The organism is Mesorhizobium sp. WSM3866, from assembly GCF_002294795.1.
Taxonomy (GTDB): domain Bacteria; phylum Pseudomonadota; class Alphaproteobacteria; order Rhizobiales; family Rhizobiaceae; genus Mesorhizobium.
This window is the reverse complement of the sequence record NZ_NSGC01000018.1, coordinates 1-14,684: the sequence shown is the minus strand read 5'-3', so window position 1 is coordinate 14,684 and position 14,684 is coordinate 1. Positions and strand designations below refer to the sequence as shown.

Annotated in this window: 11 protein-coding genes and 2 pseudogenes; 10 read left to right on the top strand and 3 right to left on the bottom strand. The window is 59.4% G+C overall.

Annotated elements, in window-relative coordinates:
• Window positions 1–280 precede the first annotated feature (280 nt).
• The 4 genes from CK222_RS27640 (at window position 281) to CK222_RS27625 (ending at window position 3,861) form a co-directional block, all read left to right on the top strand.
• Window positions 281–2,173, top strand: coding sequence for an ABC transporter ATP-binding protein (locus tag CK222_RS27640; RefSeq protein ID WP_245322503.1), 1,893 nt, complete (start codon window positions 281–283; stop codon window positions 2,171–2,173).
• A gap of 532 nt (window positions 2,174–2,705) precedes the next feature.
• The gene (locus tag CK222_RS27635) at window positions 2,706–2,903 is read left to right on the top strand and encodes a CCE_0567 family metalloprotein (RefSeq protein ID WP_095779857.1); all 198 of its coding nucleotides are present in this window, start codon (window positions 2,706–2,708) and stop codon (window positions 2,901–2,903) included.
• Window positions 2,900–3,211 (top strand): ferredoxin III, nif-specific, encoded by a 312-nt coding sequence (gene fdxB / locus CK222_RS27630; protein WP_095779856.1) that lies wholly within the window; start codon window positions 2,900–2,902, stop codon window positions 3,209–3,211. The genes CK222_RS27635 and fdxB overlap by 4 nt, the downstream gene beginning before the upstream one ends.
• Complete coding sequence (locus tag CK222_RS27625; protein ID WP_095779855.1) at window positions 3,208–3,861, top strand: nitrogen fixation protein NifQ; 654 nt, start codon at window positions 3,208–3,210, stop codon at window positions 3,859–3,861. The genes fdxB and CK222_RS27625 overlap by 4 nt, the downstream gene beginning before the upstream one ends.
• Here CK222_RS27625 and rpoN read toward each other — a convergent pair.
• The 3 genes and pseudogenes from rpoN to CK222_RS27610 form a co-directional block, all read right to left on the bottom strand.
• Window positions 3,858–5,312 carry an RNA polymerase factor sigma-54 gene (gene rpoN, locus CK222_RS27620; RefSeq protein ID WP_095779854.1) on the bottom strand — a complete coding sequence of 485 codons (1,455 nt, stop codon included), beginning with the start codon at window positions 5,310–5,312 and terminating at the stop codon, window positions 3,858–3,860. The genes CK222_RS27625 and rpoN overlap by 4 nt on opposite strands.
• Window positions 5,313–5,376: 64 nt before the next feature.
• The gene (locus CK222_RS27615) at window positions 5,377–5,925 is read right to left on the bottom strand and encodes a peroxiredoxin (RefSeq protein WP_095779853.1); all 549 of its coding nucleotides are present in this window, start codon (window positions 5,923–5,925) and stop codon (window positions 5,377–5,379) included.
• A 721-nt stretch (window positions 5,926–6,646) separates the two neighbouring features.
• Window positions 6,647–6,869 (bottom strand): annotated as a pseudogene (locus CK222_RS27610) (transposase); the annotation flags it as partial.
• Between the two features lie 866 nt (window positions 6,870–7,735).
• Here CK222_RS27610 and CK222_RS27605 point away from each other — a divergent pair.
• The 6 genes and pseudogenes from CK222_RS27605 to CK222_RS27570 all read left to right on the top strand — a co-directional run.
• The gene (locus tag CK222_RS27605) at window positions 7,736–8,953 is read left to right on the top strand and encodes a cytochrome P450 (RefSeq protein WP_095802539.1); all 1,218 of its coding nucleotides are present in this window, start codon (window positions 7,736–7,738) and stop codon (window positions 8,951–8,953) included.
• Window positions 8,954–8,997: 44 nt separating this feature from the next.
• On the top strand, window positions 8,998–9,243 hold the full coding sequence (locus CK222_RS27600; protein WP_095779911.1) for a ferredoxin: 246 nt from the start codon (window positions 8,998–9,000) through the stop codon (window positions 9,241–9,243).
• Between the two features lie 207 nt (window positions 9,244–9,450).
• Window positions 9,451–9,990, top strand: coding sequence for a nuclear transport factor 2 family protein (locus CK222_RS27595; protein WP_095779851.1), 540 nt, complete (start codon window positions 9,451–9,453; stop codon window positions 9,988–9,990).
• 143 nt (window positions 9,991–10,133) lie between these two features.
• Window positions 10,134–10,308 (top strand): annotated as a pseudogene (locus CK222_RS27590) (aminocyclopropane-1-carboxylate deaminase/D-cysteine desulfhydrase family protein); the annotation flags it as partial.
• A 187-nt stretch (window positions 10,309–10,495) separates the two neighbouring features.
• Entirely contained in the window at window positions 10,496–11,143 is a 648-nt protein-coding gene (locus tag CK222_RS27585) for a 4'-phosphopantetheinyl transferase superfamily protein (RefSeq protein WP_095779850.1), read from the top strand.
• A gap of 797 nt (window positions 11,144–11,940) precedes the next feature.
• The coding region (locus tag CK222_RS27570) for an AMP-binding protein (RefSeq protein ID WP_176477756.1) at window positions 11,941–14,684 on the top strand (2,744 nt) is incomplete at its 3' end.

Below are 14,684 nucleotides of genomic sequence, written 5' to 3'. Positions count from 1 at the left end.
CAAGGATGCCCCGCGCGACCGATGCATCCTGCCGGTTTGTCGAGCACGCGACGCGGCGCTGTCCGCCCCCGTCGCCTGCTGAAATCTCGTTGTCATTGAAGAATATGCAGAAAATTCTTCTGGGCTGTCTGAGCCTTTGGCACGGCCATTGCGATTCTCCCCTCGTAAGGCAGCCACGTGCCCGTGGCCGATATTCATCTCGCTGGTGACATCGCGGTCGATGGAACGAAGGAAAGAAAGCAACATGTCAGGTCCAGATCGGCCACCCGCGTTCCGGGCGATGTTTTCGTCCTCACTCAGATCTTCCATTTCAGGTTTCTTGAGACCGGGCGTCCTCGTGCGCTCGTTCAAAGCCAGGCGTCGTTTTCACATCGGTCTGCGCGGCGCCGCCTTTCGCGACGTTTTCGCCTTCACCGTGCGCCACTGCAGCAGGCAGCCGATCCGGCTCGCGATCATTATGATCGCGGTGCTTGGCGCAACGCTCCTTGACGTTCTGACGCCGCTCTATTCCGGACGGCTGGTAGACGCGGTCGCCCAAGGAGCGGCAGCCGACGCGATCGTGTGGGATGCGGCACTTGCGGCCTTTTCGATTTTGATTGCGCTCGCACTCGGCGCCGTCGTCATGCGCAACATCGCCTTCATTGCCATCAATGACTTCATTCTGAAGATGATGTCGGACATCGCCAGCGACGCGTTCCATCGTGTCCAGCGCTTTTCGGCCGATTGGCATGCGAAAACCTTCGCCGGCTCGACGGTGCGCAAGATCACGCGCGGCATATGGGCGCTCTGCCTCTTCAATGACACGATCCTTTTCGCGTTGTTCCCTTCGCTCATTATGCTCGTAGGCTCGAGCATTCTGCTCGGCTGGTACTGGCCGATGATGGGGCTGATCGTCGCCTGCGGCTCTGTTGGCTATGTGGCGCTGATCGTTGCGCTGTCGCTCGGCTACGTAGCGCCAGCGGCAAGCCTTGCCAATAATTGGGATACGAAGCTTGGCGGCTCGCTTGCCGACGCGATCAGCTGTAACGCGGTGGTCAAAGGCTTCGGCGCCGAGGTGCGGGAAGATCATCGCCTCGCGAAAGTCATCTCCAAGTGGCGGCACCGCACTCGCCGGACGTGGGTGCGCGGCACGATCAGTGCTGCATTCCAGGGCATCATGCTTCTTGCGATGAGAGCGGCTTTGATCGGCTATGCCTTATTTTTGTGGGCGCGCGGCCAGGCTACCCCCGGCGACATCGCCTTTGTGCTCGCGTCTTTCACCATCCTGTATGGCTACTTGCGTGATGTTTCCAGACACGTGCGCAACATCCAGCAAGCTGTAAATGAGATGGAGGAACTGGTCAAAACCTGTAGCCAGCCGCCCGACGTGGCGGATGTTCCGGGCGCCAAGGCGATCCGGATCACGAAGGGTCACATCGATTTTGAGAGCGTCCATTTCCACTACGGCAATCATTGGTCACCGTTCTACAGCGACTTGTCGATTTCGATTGAGGCCGGCGAACGGATCGGTCTGGTCGGCCCCTCTGGCTCCGGCAAGACCACCTTCGTCAAGCTCATTCAGCGGCTCTACGACCTAGATGCTGGACGAATCTTGATCGATGGGCAGGACATTTCGCGGGTGACGCAGGGCTCGCTGCGCTCGCAGATCGCGATCGTGCAGCAGGAGCCTCTCCTGTTCCACCGCTCGCTGGCCGAGAACATAGCCTATGGACGGCCGGGTGCTTCTCGGTCCGACGTTGAGCAGGCGGCGCGGCTCGCCAGCGCGCATGACTTCATCGCGCGTCTGCCGAACGGCTACGGTACGCTGGTCGGCGAACGCGGCGTGAAGCTTTCAGGCGGCGAGCGCCAGCGTGTGGCGATAGCGCGCGCCTTCCTCGCCGATGCCCCGATCCTGATTCTGGACGAGGCGACATCGAGCCTCGACTCGGAATCGGAGGTGCTGATCCAGAACGCGATGGAGCGCCTCATGGTCGGGCGCACCACGCTCGTCATTGCGCACCGGCTCTCCACGGTGCGCGAACTCGACCGGCTGCTTGTCTTCGACCGTGGTTGCATCACCGAGCAGGGCGACCATGCCGCACTGATCCGTCGCGACGGCATCTATCGCCGCCTGTTCGAGCGGCAGGTCTTGGAGCAGACAAAGGGCTGGAATGAGACTGTGCAGCGCGGTTGAAGGCGGCGTGACTTCAACTTGCCTCCCCAGCAATCCTGTCGGACCGTTCTTGAAAGGCGGCCGCCACTGTCGTTGGATCTTTCGATCCCACGACACGCCTGGGGCCGACCTTTCTCCTGCCGCGCTCTCGAGTAAACCGATGACTGGAATGCAGACAATTTTTTATGAGCTTCTCCCTGCGTTCCCGTCGCGGAGGTCGAGACTTACTCCTGAGGCGGCAGAGGAGCGATCACTTAGATTCCCGTTGATGCCATCAATGGAGAGAAGGAAAGCAACGCGCGGGGTCCCCGCTGCACACTCGTTCTCTGGAATTGGGTGTCGCCAAAATCGACGCCCCCCAGCAATCGTTCACCGCCTGCGTCGACATCGGGCACAAGATCTTGAATGTCGGCTGCGACCCACCGAACTTATGCCGAACTCGAGACGTTCTGGAAAATCGCCGAGGCCGGCACGCCGGCGATGCGGTCGCGGCCATCGAAGCGCGTCCCGAGATGGCGCGAGCGTAAGAAACCCGGCTTGCGAGGAAGGGAACATGTCAGAGTTGGAGATGAAGAAGCTCCGCAAGCTGCAGGCGCGCGCCCGAGACGCCAAGATGGACTTGCACGACCTTGCCGAGGACCTGGCGGTCAACTGGACCGAGATCGAGGCGGTGGCCAGGAAAGCCTTCGAGATTTTTGCCGAGTTGGATGCCGCAAAGGAACAACTCGCGGCGTTGGAGAATTCACAATGACGAACGTCACCCGCGACGGCTCTCCCTGGACGCCGCACTATCTGACGGCGATCGATGGCGCGACCTGCATCGGTTGCGGCCGCTGCTTCAAGGTCTGCTCGCGCGAGGTCATGCACCTTCATGGCGTCGATGACGCGGGCGAAATACTCGGCATCTGCGCGGGCGAGGATGACGACTTCGACGGCGAGCTCAACCGCATGGTCATGGTTGTCGACCAAGCCGGCCGCTGCATTGGCTGCGGCGCCTGCGGCCGCGTCTGCCCGAAGAACTGCCAGACCCACCTTACGGCTGACAAGCTTGCTGCATGAGCTGGGGACACGACCAGGAGAACGGCGCCACAGTCGCCGATCACCGTGGTTGTTTCAGCACCAGCCAATGGCCGCCGACAGGCTTGGGGGCGGCGTTCGACCGGCATGCGCTTGCCTGTGTTGCCTACCTCGCGTTCGAGGAGGTCGAGGCAGGCAAGGCGACCGCGACCGAAGCAACCGGCCTTTCGCGTGCCGACCTGCGAGATGTCATGACACGCTATTTCCCGACTGTGCCCGTCAACGCCTTGGCGCTGGAAAAGCTGGCCGATCCTGAGCCGGATGTGGAGGAAGAGCTTCTGCGCGGCCTGCTCATTGGGCATGCCAGGCCGGGCGATCCGGCGAGCACCCTCTTCGCCAAGATCATCGCCAGGCGTAGTTTGCGCAATGACCATCTGTGGCAGGACCTTGGCCTTTTCAATCGGGCCGAACTCAGCCGCTTGATCGCCAGGCATTTCCCGGCGCTGGCGGCCGGGAACACCGAAAATATGAAATGGAAGAAATATTTCTATCGTAAGCTATGCGAGGCAGAAGGCTTTTCGCTATGCACCGCGCCCAGTTGTCAGGAATGCCGCGATTTCGAAAGCTGTTTTGGCCCGGAGGAAGGCGAAAGCCACTTGGCACGGATCAAGAACGGGTTCGCTTTGGATTAAGAGCCGCCTTCGTCGCCGCCTCCGCCTGGGCTTGATTGGCATCGAAGCTGCACGCGCTTCTCCCGGCGACGTCGCGCGGAGGATGGGATGTTCAGCGCCTCACGATATTTCGCAACGGTGCGGCGAGCAATGTCGATCCCGGTGTCCTTGAGCCGGGTGGCGATGTCGTCGTCAGAAAGCACTTCGTCGGACGATTCCGCGGCAACCATCGTCTTGATTTGATGGCGGACAGCTTCGGCGGAGTACGCGTCGCCGCTTTCGCAGGAGCCGATCGCGACGGTGAAAAAATACTTCAGTTCGAACACGCCGCGCGGGGTCAGCATGTACTTGTTGGACGTCACCCGGCTTACCGTCGATTGGTGCACGTTGATCGCATCCGCGACAGTCTTGAGATTGAGAGGCCGCAGGTGGGCGACCCCATGTTCAAAAAAGGCGTCCTGCTGGCGGATGATTTCAGCCGTTACCTTGAGGATCGTCTTGGCGCGCTGATCAAGGCTGCGGATTAGCCAGTTCGCTTTTTGGAGGCATTCGTTGAGAAATGACTGGTCTTTGGAATTTTGGGCGCTAAGGCGGGAGACTTCGGCAAAATAGTTCTGGTTCATCAGCAGCCTGGGCAGCGTGTCTGGATTGAGTTCGATTTGCCACCCACCTCCGGGCGAGGGCAGGACCAAGACGTCTGCTATGATCGATTCAGGCCCCCCGGATTGGAATCGGTTTCCAGGCTTGGGATCGAGCGCGCGGATTTCGTGCAACATGTCGAGAAGGTCGTCTTCATCAACACCACAGTGGCGCTTCAATGTTTGAAAATCGCGTCGCGCTAGCGCTTCAAGATTGGCGACCAGCGCTGCCATCGCCGGGTCGAACCTGTCTAGCTGCCGCAATTGTATCTCAAGGCATTCGCTGAGAGTTCGCGCAAAAATCCCCGGTGGATCGAACTGCTGCAAAGTTCCGAGAACCCGTTCCACGTCAGCCTCCCGGACATTCAGGCTGCTGGCCAGTTCCGAAAGGTTCACCTGAATGTATCCGGTGTCTTCCAGATGACCGGCAAGCTCGCCAGCTATTCGCCGCTCCAGCGGCGCAAATGCGCTGAGAGCGATCTGACGAGCGACATGGTCGTGCAGTGTTTCGGTGGAGGCGCAGTAGTTTTCGAGAGCATTGTTTCCCCCGGGTGCGACATTGTTTTTGCCGCGGATTGATTTCCACTGCGAGGCCCGATCCGATACTCCGCCCATCGTTGGCCCGATGTGCGGGGTTCCGGCCGAAATCGAAGGAATGTCCTTCGGCGCCTGGTCTGATGCCCGTTCCAGAAAGGGGTTCTTCTCGATTTCCTGATCGACGAACTGATGCAGTTCGGGATGCGCCAGTTGCAACAGGCGAATGGACTCCATCATTTGCGGCGTCAAAACCAACGATTGCTTCTGACGCTGAAGCAGGCTTGCTGAGGACTGCATGGTTAGCGTGAAACTCCTACCGAGCGACCCTTGGCCTTGTGCAATGGGATTTTCGAGACGTAGGTCATGCAGCCGTCTCGGCTTTGGCGGCTTTCAGCGTTTCAAGAATGTTCTGGGGGGAGGAGACGCAATAGGGGTCGGTCTCGCAGTTGTCAGAAAAACCTTCCTCCTCGAACCACCGCTCCACCAAGCCATTGTTGATCAGAGCGGCGTAGCGCCAGGAGCGCATACCGAAGCCGAGATTATCCTTGGCGACCAGCATGCCCATCTTGCGCGTGAACTCGCCTGAGCCGTCCGGAAGGAGCTCGACCTTCTGCAGCCCCAAGGCCTTCCCCCACGCATTCATGACGAAGGCATCGTTGACGGAGACGCAGTAGATCGCTTCAATTCCCAGCTTCTCAAATTCGTCATAGAGCTCTTCGAAGTTGGGCAGCTGGTAGGTCGAGCAGGTCGGGGTGAAGGCGCCTGGCAGCGAGAACAGTATGACGCGCTTGCCGACAAAGTAGTCGTCGGATGTCTTTTCTTCCCAACGGTATGGATTTGGCCCTTGGACTGAAACATCGCGAACACGCGTTAGAAAGGTGACGAAAGGAACCTTTTTTTTGACGGTCATCAATGTTGCTCCTGGAGTAAAAATTGAGGCGCTGCTTTTTCGCTTGAAACTGCATCGGTCTCGGCCGGCAATTCGGCCGAGCGCCGCGCGTTTGAGTGTCGGCCTTGGATCAGCCGTGGCAAAACCGCTCGCGAGCACGGGCGGCTGAAGAAAACGAGGTCTCTATTTGCGGCGGCAACGAGAACGGTTTCACTACGCTCTTGTACGGGGTGTCGCGATGTCAGCAATGGTCTTACTCCTGGCCACCTTGTGATGGGTTCTGCCGAGTAAGACGCAAGCGCCATGCCATTCGATTTTAAGGCCGGGGTCACACTGGTTTTTGCAGCGACACTCTTTGCCTTGAGCGGCCAGGACCGTACCTTCGCCAGGACCGAATGCCCCCACGATCACCTGATCGTGAGCTCTGGCTAGAGCGCAGCCCCTTTATACGCTCAAGCCTCAAACCTTTTTTGTCCGTAGCTGGACAAAAATGTCGGAAGTCGGACAGGGGGGCCTCGGCGCGGAGAACAGGTGGCTCAAATTAGAACCGGAGAAATCTGGGGCTGATCACAGGAGTCGATCGGGGTTAACCCGACGAGGGTCCCTGTGGCCTTCGTTCTCAGGTTTGAGACGGCTGACGGGGCTTACGCGTTTCGCCCTGTCGACGCTCTCCGATCGTGTCCCGCGGGTGGTGTGGCTGGCGGCATTGGTCGCCGTGCTCTCCCGGCAAGGGCCGGGCTGGTCAGCGCGCCACGGCTGGCAGGCTGATCAGGGGATCATCGCTCATCTGGCTGATCGTTTCCAGGGTCATATATCTGGCCCGCTGCACTGCCCATTCATCGTTCTGTTCGAGCAGGATTGCGCCGACGAGGCGCGCTGATCGCATCGTCATTTGGGAAGATTCCGACGACCTCGGTGCGCCGCTTGATCTCGCCGTTGAGACGCTCGAACGGATGCGTCGAGTGCGGCTTCATAACCGCCGAGCTACACCACCTGATGGGACACGCCCCGCTCTCCACAAAGCTTCGAAATTGACAATGATTACAAAAAACCCAACACGTCCATTGGCAAGGTGCCATGTGCATCTTCCTGAACGGCGCCCGCGTGATGCGGGCACGGTCCCGAGGTGACGGGAAACCGCCGTGCACTCGCGGAGCATTTTGAATCTGCCGCGACTTTGCTGTCGGCTTTGTCATGTCCGCGACACGGCTGTGCTCCGCCAAGCTTGCGGCTGCGCATTCGTTCAAGCCTTGAAGGATATGTAGAAATCTCCTGCAGGGCTCTTTCCGCGCCGCTGGCACGACTTTTGAAGCTCTCTCGTGAGACGGCGGCAGCTACCGCGTAGCGTTCATGTTGTGGGTGACATCGCGATCAATGCAGCCAAGGAACACAACATGTCGGGTCCGCGTCGAGCGGCTCCAAGGCACTGCCTGTGAAAGCCCGACCGGCGTGACTGGCGTGGACACCCGCAATTCGCCTGGCAACGCCAACGGCCATCGATCGAAGAGGAGATGAGATTCGACCCGCATGTTTGCTCACGCCCTCATGGCGTGCGCTCGTGGAAATCGAGGAAAGTGATGTCGACGGGCACCGCCTCTCGCGTGCCGTGCTACGGACATCCTGAAGAGATGACTGGCCTGAATCCGTTGTGGAGAAGAGCTTATTTCCGGCTCGCCGGTCGAAGCTGGAAAATGCCGCGTCTCCGACTAATTGCTCGTCGCTCTTTGGCGGGGCAGGCAGCGGTCTGGCCAAGAGGGTTGCAAGCTAGCCGGATGGCCAAGATGCCATGCCGCGCGGCCTTAGTTAGGGATTAGACGGCAGGAGAAATCCAATGGCGATCAACCCGGTTCCAGATCATGTCCCGCCCGAAATGGTGAGGGACTTCAGCCTGTTCACGTCGCCAGGCATGCCACCAACGCCCAACGGGGATCCACACGCAGCGGTCGCTTGCGCACATCACGGGCCTCCGATCTTCTATTCCCCCTACAACACGCAAGATGGCCGGGGTACCTGGGTCATCACCCGCGCCGCAGACCAGCGTAAGGTGCTCCAGGACGCTGATACCTTCTCCAGCCATCGCAGCATCTTCTCCTCCATACTGGGCGAAACCTGGCCGACGATCCCGCTTGAGCTCGATCCACCGGCCCATGGCGTCTTTCGCTCGCTACTTAGTCCGCTGCTTTCGCCCAAGCGTGTGACGGCACTGGAACCTGCTGTCCGTGAGCTAGCGAGCGCCCTGATCGACGGGATCACCGCATCAGGCACCAGCTGCGACGTTATGAAGGATTTTGCCTTTCCGTTCACTGTCGGCATCTTCCTCCGCTTTCTGGGGTTGCCGGATCAGGGACTGGATACATTTGTCGGCTGGGCGAAAGATCTGCTCCACGGCGACGAAGTGGAACGACCTGTGGCTGCCCGCAAGATTGTGGCCTTCATCGATGAACTTGCAACCAATCGCCGCAAGGATCCGGCCGACGATCTCATGACATTCATCGTGCACGCACGGGTCGAGGGCCGCCGGCTAACCGAGGAGGAAATCCGTGGCATCGGCGTGCTTGTCTTCGTCGCGGGACTTGACACCGTGGCAGCAGCTATAGGCTTTGACCTGGCTTATCTAGCGCGCAACCTCAAGGATCAGGAACTGCTGCGCAGCGAACCAGATCGCATCCTGCTCGCAACCGAAGAATTGCTGCGGGCCTATCCGCCCATTCAGTTGATCCGCGTGGCTACGAAAGATGTCGACTTCGAAGGCGCGCCGATCCGAAAGGGGGACTACGTTTCCTGCGCCACGATGATTGCAAATCGCGATCCGGAAGAATTTGAATCCCCCAACACGGTCGATCTGGCGCGAGAGCACAACCGCCACGCCGCCTTTGGCTATGGTCCCCACCGTTGCCTTGGCTCACATCTTGCCCGGCGCGAGATTGTCATTGGCCTGGAGGAGTGGCTGGCGCGCCTTCCGACCTTCCGGATCAAGGAAGGTACAGCGCCCATCACCTGTGGCGGCCATGTGTTCGGAATCGAAAATCTGATCCTGGACTGGTCATGACCATGGCCGTCCCGAGCCATGGCAAGACAATGGAGGTCAGCGCTATGCGCATTATCGTCCACAATGCCAAATGCCAGGGTCACGCGCGATGCTCGGCGCAAGCGCCAAGCATTTTCACGCTTGATGATGAGGGATACGTCCTGCCTGGCGATATCAATGTGGCGCAAGGGGACGAACTGCTCGCGTCACGCGCCGTGCGATCCTGCCCCGAACGTGCGCTAGAACTCGACCGCACAACCGCCGCGCGGTTCGATCCGGGCACCATTCAACCAAAAGCTGGCGAAGCTTAGGTGGAATCGACGAGACGTGGCCTCACACCCTCCAGCAAGGCGTCCGGCCGCTTCCCTGCCTACATTCTCTCCGGCGTCAGACCTCCATGACACGCGCGACACATGAAGTTGCCTCCTTTCTGGCTCTTCAATTGCCGATCGGATCGTCCTTGCACGGCCCCTAGAGACACAAACGCCCCTCCCAATCTCAGAATTTGCGACAGAGCGATGGACCAGGCAAAAATCACCCGACTGCACGACCGCGAGGCGATCCGCGACTGCCTTTATCGGTACTGCCGCGGCATGGACCGCGCGGATGCGGCTGCGCTGCGCAGTGCGTATTGGCCCGATGCGCATGACAGTCACGGCGCCTATTGTGGCCCAGCCGGGGGCTTCATTGAGTTTGCAGTTGATGTCTTCAAGACTGGACCGCGCTTAATCCACCAGATCACGAACGTATTGATCGAATTCATCGATCCGGCGGAGGCCGTGGTCGAAAGCTATTTCACCGCGCTGCAACGCGGACCAGATAACGACGGAGAAGTACGCCAGGTACTGCTCTGCGGCCGTTACTGCGATCTGTTTCAGAAGAGGGAAGGGGTTTGGCGCATTGCCGAACGGACCGTGGTTTACGATTGGGTCGAAGAGCAGACCCCAGCAGCGGTCCCCGAAGCAGAACGGTTCGGCTTGCGGCAACCGATCGGAACAGCCCATCCCAATGATCCGGTTTACGCGCTCAGGAAGCGCCGTAGCTTGTCATCAAAATGAAAATGCAATGCATGTCACCACAATGCTTTCCAAGGCTCCCAACTGGAGAAACGCATCGCGGGAGCGGTCCCGGAACCCAGTCGTCTATCAGGTGGTCGGAGAGCGCGGCCACCAATCCAAGCAGCGTATGGAACGAGTTTTGCGTGGCTAGTTTGGAAAAATTCGAGCGTTACCCGCTCACCTTTGGACCCACACCCATCGAGAAGCTCGACCGGCTGGGCTAAGCATCTGGGCCGTAACGTGGAGATCTATGCCAAACGCGAGGACTGCAACTCCGGTCTGACGTTCGGCGGAAACGAACTCCGCAAGCTCGAATACCGTCATGAATGGCTTCAGGCCCTCAAGCAACAGGTGGCCGCAATCCATTGAATCGAGCCTGCTCAGGCCGGGCGCGAATTGCTCGAGGATAAGATTTGATGCATGGGGCTAGCCTTCGGAGCGGCCGGCGCCTGCCCCGTCAGACAATCGACTGGATTGTAGCTAAGGAGCCAAAGAGTCAAAGTGAATGGAGACCATTACGTTTGCTCAACAGGAGATCCTCATCGGCCTTCGTAGGATACAACCGGCCGATGAGGATGCCTTGTTCCCTTCCGAAATTGCTGCCCTGGGGGGAGCTGTTGCGAAGGTCCGTCGCCGAAGTGGTTCCGCCAGGATCATCGCTCGAACGCTGCTTGGCGAACTGGGGTTTTCGCCAAAGCCCATCCTGAAGACCCGGCTTGGTGTTCCGATCTGGCCAGATGGCGTGATTGGATCTTTAGCCCATCACGACACGGTGGCCGCCGCCGCCGTCGCAGACAGGAAACATATTGCTGCACTCGGTATCGATATTGAACCAAATGAGCCTCTTCCGGACGGTCTGATCGATTTGATCGCAACGCCCAAAGAGCGAAGCATGTACGGCCTGCGCCTGCTTCGGCGGCGGGACCTTTTCGTCCTTAAGGAGGCGGTTTACAAAGCGTATTGCCCAACGCACAATGAAATACTCGAATTTCAAGACGTTGAAATCGACATTGGCGCCGGATCAGGTGCCGTTCCCAAGGCAAATTGTTCCTTCTCAGTTAAACTCGTTCCATCAAGGAATGTCCTGGGTTTGGCCTATCTGAGCGCTCGTGCGTCGTCTGAAAGTGGCCTCCGTTCAAGCGATTTTGTGTAAAGTTCGCGAGACTACCGGTCTCCCCGGCGGGACCTGCGGGAATGAAGCCCTTCGATGGCCAGTCTGCTCTCTCAAGAGCCTCACCTGTGAGCCTCGAACCACCCGATCGGGCGATACCACAGACGTGCGCCACAAAAACCGACGTCCGGTTTCCGTCGAATCGAAGGCGTCCTCCCGAAAGCACCAAACCCCATTCCACAGTAACGTTTTAGGCGTGTCTCCCATCACGGGCATCGGCGGCCGGCGGTCTTATCCAAGCCGTCAACAACTCCCCGCACACGGGTGAGCGCTTTCGTTCTTCCGCTCTTTCAACCAAGCTTTGCACCGTTTGTGGCACGCTGATTGCTACGAGACACCAGCATCCGCAGGACTATGGCGGTCCTCGGCCGCGCCGCCCAACACAGACACACAAAGCTTGTTCAACTTATGCCATTCACTGCCATAGATACTGCACTCCTTGGTGCGGTTCCGCCAAAACACTTCGCGTCCATCGAGACGCCGCTGTCGTTCGTCGCGCAAGGCTACCAGCTCAACTCAATCCGCATTCAGCACGGAACTTTCGAGCAGCTTCTGACCGGTGGGGTAGGCCGGACGGGGCGCCTTCGATGGAAGCAGTTCATGCGCTTCGATGGATTGGCGGAGGGATGAAAATGGTACGTCGACCTCCTCCGATGCGCACAGATGCTGGCGAGCCAAGCGGGTATGGTAGACTGCAAGCTACAACGCGGCCAATTTGTTCTAGCGTTATTGTCGGCGGCGGCACGCTGGCGATCAGCTGTGCGCAGCTGGCTATGGAGATGGGCCACGATATTCGCGCGGTGCTATGTGCCGATGCGACATTCGCCAACTGGACGGATCGCGCCAATCTCCCATGCCTGTCAAGCGTGGAAGAGCTGTCGAGCTTCCTCAAAACCGAGCCGGTGAAGTGGCTCTTTTCCGTTGCCAATCCGTTCATCTTGCCGGCCGATGTGTTGGGACGGATCAGTCAAGGTGCTTTCAACTATCATGATGGTCCCTTGCCGCTCTACGCCGGAACTCACGCGACGTCTTGGGCGCTGCTGGCCCAAGAGAGCGAGCATGCCATCACCTGGCATTGCATCAATGATGGGCTTAATCCAGGTGATATAGCGGTTCAGCGCAAAGTGCTGGTTGCGCCTAGCGAAACGGCGCTGACCCTGAACCTCAAATGTCATGAAGCCGCCGTCGAGGGCTTCCGCGAGCTGCTGGGTGGCTTGGCGGGGGGCAAGCTCACTACCCGTCCACAGGCGCGGGAATACAGAAGCTATTTTCCCAGGCGCCAGCGGCCAGATGCGGCGGGTATTCTGCGCTGGGATCGATCCGCGCAAGATCTGTCGGCGATGGCGCGGGCCTTGGATTTTGGGCCGCATCATTCCAATCCATTGTGTTTGTGCAAGGCCCTGGTAGCGGAAGAGGTTGTCGCCGTCAGGCGCTTGGACGTGCTGCCTCGCCGCTCGGGCTTTGAGGCAGGTCGCCTGCTTGAAATCCATCCGAGCCATTGGCGTGTGGCGACGGCTACGCACGATGTAGAGGTCTGGTTTGGCAGTTTGGACGGTGAGCCGCTGGAGGCACAAGCACTCGCCAGCCGCAATGATCTGGCTGAAGGCGATGCCCTTCCTGTCCTCAGCGACGATCAGGCGCGACGCCTGACAGCCATCCACGAAGAAATAGCGCCTTCGGAGGCTTTTTGGGGACGACGGCTTGAGCAGTTCAAAACTGTGCAGCTGCCTTACCTGTCGTCCGGCACAGCAAATGCGCCGCCGGCCTGGCAGTCGAGTTCCTGGCAAGTGTCGAATGCCGTGGCGGAGCTTCCCCCTGCCGATGGGGTGGAATACCTGCTTACGGCATGGCTGATCTATCTGGCCCTCGTTTCGGGCCAGATAGATCTTCAACTGGGATGGAGGCCAGCGCCGAAACCGGCGCGAGCCAGGGTGAAGGCGGCGGGGGCAGTTATCGCTTCCGCCGTGCCAATGGAAGTCACCCTCGATCTCGCATGGGACTTCAAGCAAACACGCAAGGCAGTCGCGGCCGAGATCGCTGATCTCAGCAAGCACGACAGCTTTGCGCGCGATCTTGTCGGTCGGTCTCCGCCATTGCGCTATATCGAGGCGCTGCGGTCGCAAAGGCCCTGGCCGGTTGGTGTGGCGATTGCGGGACAAAACAGTTCTGTCGGTCCCAACTCAGCTTCGACCGGCAGATTCGAGGCAGCGCTGCCGGGCGAGCTGGTGACATTCGAGGTTTGCGCCATCGACAGGCGCTTTCGGTGGCATTTCGATGCCAATCGATTGGCCCCGGAGCAGATCGATCGCATGACCCGGCATTTGGAGACCTTGTTGGCTGATGTGGTTGCCGATGCCGCGCAGCCGGTGGGCCGCATCGAGCTGCTGCCGCGCGAGGAGCGGACTTACCTTTTGGAGGAGCTGAACCGGACGGAAGCGGACTATCCGTCGCACAAGTGCATCCACGAGCTGTTCGAGGCGCAGGTGCGTCAGGGGCCCGACAGGGTGGCGCTGGTGCATGAGGCCGAAGCGCTGAGCTATGGCGAGCTCAATGCTCGCGCCAACCGGCTGGCGCATCATCTGATCGGGCTTGGGGTGAAGCCTGCCGATCGCATTGCGACACTACTGGACCGCTCCGTCACGCTTGTGGTGGCGCAGTTGGCCATTCTGAAAACGGGCGCGGTTTATGTGCCGATCGATCGCGCTGTTCCACTCGCGCGACAAGAATGGCTGATGGCTGATTGTGCTGCACGCCTGGTTCTCAGCGAGAGTAAGCGGGTTGATCTCGCCGAGGTGACAATCCCTGTTGTGCCTATTGAGCCATTAGCGGCCGATCCAGAACTGAGCACCGATCCTGGGCTGAGATTGAGCCCCGAAGATGCCGCTTACGTGATGTACACTTCCGGCTCGACCGGCCTTCCTAAGGGAGTTGTTGTTCCTCACCGTGCTGTCAACCGGCTCGCGATCAATAATGAATATTTGACAATCGATGCCGGCGACCGTGTAGCCTGGGCGGGCAATCCCGCCTTCGACGCCAGCACATTTGAAGTGTGGGCGCCGCTGCTTAACGGGGGCTGCGTGGTTGTAATGAATGCCACCACCGTCTTAGATGCATCGAGTTTTTCCAAGGCGCTCGAACGTCAGAAAGTGACATCTCTGTTTCTGACAACAGCGTTATTCAACCAGTATACGTCATCGATTGCCCCGACGTTATCACAACTTAAATACCTCCTTTGTGGAGGCGAGCGGAATGACCCCTCCGCCTTCCTAAGGTTGCTGAGAGAAGAAGGCCCTGTACGTCTCATTCACTGCTATGGTCCGACCGAGACGACGACATTTGCGGCTACCTATACTGTGGGTCCAATGCAGGAGAAGGCCCTAAATGTCCCGATCGGCCGCCCGATTGCGAACACGCGGGTCTATCTGCTGGATGCTCATGGCACGCCGGTTCCGTTCGGGGCGGTGGGCGAGCTCTATATCGGCGGGGCGGGCGTGGCGCGCGGCTATCTCAACCGGCCCGAGCT

Bases quoted from the DNA above. Each gene is read 5' to 3' on its own strand.
- CK222_RS27640 (WP_245322503.1), top strand. From the start codon at position 281: ATGTTTTCGTCCTCACTCAGATCTTCCATTTCAGGTTTCTTGAGACCG.
- CK222_RS27635 (WP_095779857.1), top strand. From the start codon at position 2,706: ATGTCAGAGTTGGAGATGAAGAAGCTCCGCAAGCTGCAGGCGCGCGCC.
- fdxB (WP_095779856.1), top strand. From the start codon at position 2,900: ATGACGAACGTCACCCGCGACGGCTCTCCCTGGACGCCGCACTATCTG.
- CK222_RS27625 (WP_095779855.1), top strand. From the start codon at position 3,208: ATGAGCTGGGGACACGACCAGGAGAACGGCGCCACAGTCGCCGATCAC.
- rpoN (WP_095779854.1), bottom strand. From the start codon at position 5,312: ATGCAGTCCTCAGCAAGCCTGCTTCAGCGTCAGAAGCAATCGTTGGTT.
- CK222_RS27615 (WP_095779853.1), bottom strand. From the start codon at position 5,925: ATGACCGTCAAAAAAAAGGTTCCTTTCGTCACCTTTCTAACGCGTGTT.
- CK222_RS27605 (WP_095802539.1), top strand. From the start codon at position 7,736: ATGGCGATCAACCCGGTTCCAGATCATGTCCCGCCCGAAATGGTGAGG.
- CK222_RS27600 (WP_095779911.1), top strand. From the start codon at position 8,998: ATGCGCATTATCGTCCACAATGCCAAATGCCAGGGTCACGCGCGATGC.
- CK222_RS27595 (WP_095779851.1), top strand. From the start codon at position 9,451: ATGGACCAGGCAAAAATCACCCGACTGCACGACCGCGAGGCGATCCGC.
- CK222_RS27585 (WP_095779850.1), top strand. From the start codon at position 10,496: ATGGAGACCATTACGTTTGCTCAACAGGAGATCCTCATCGGCCTTCGT.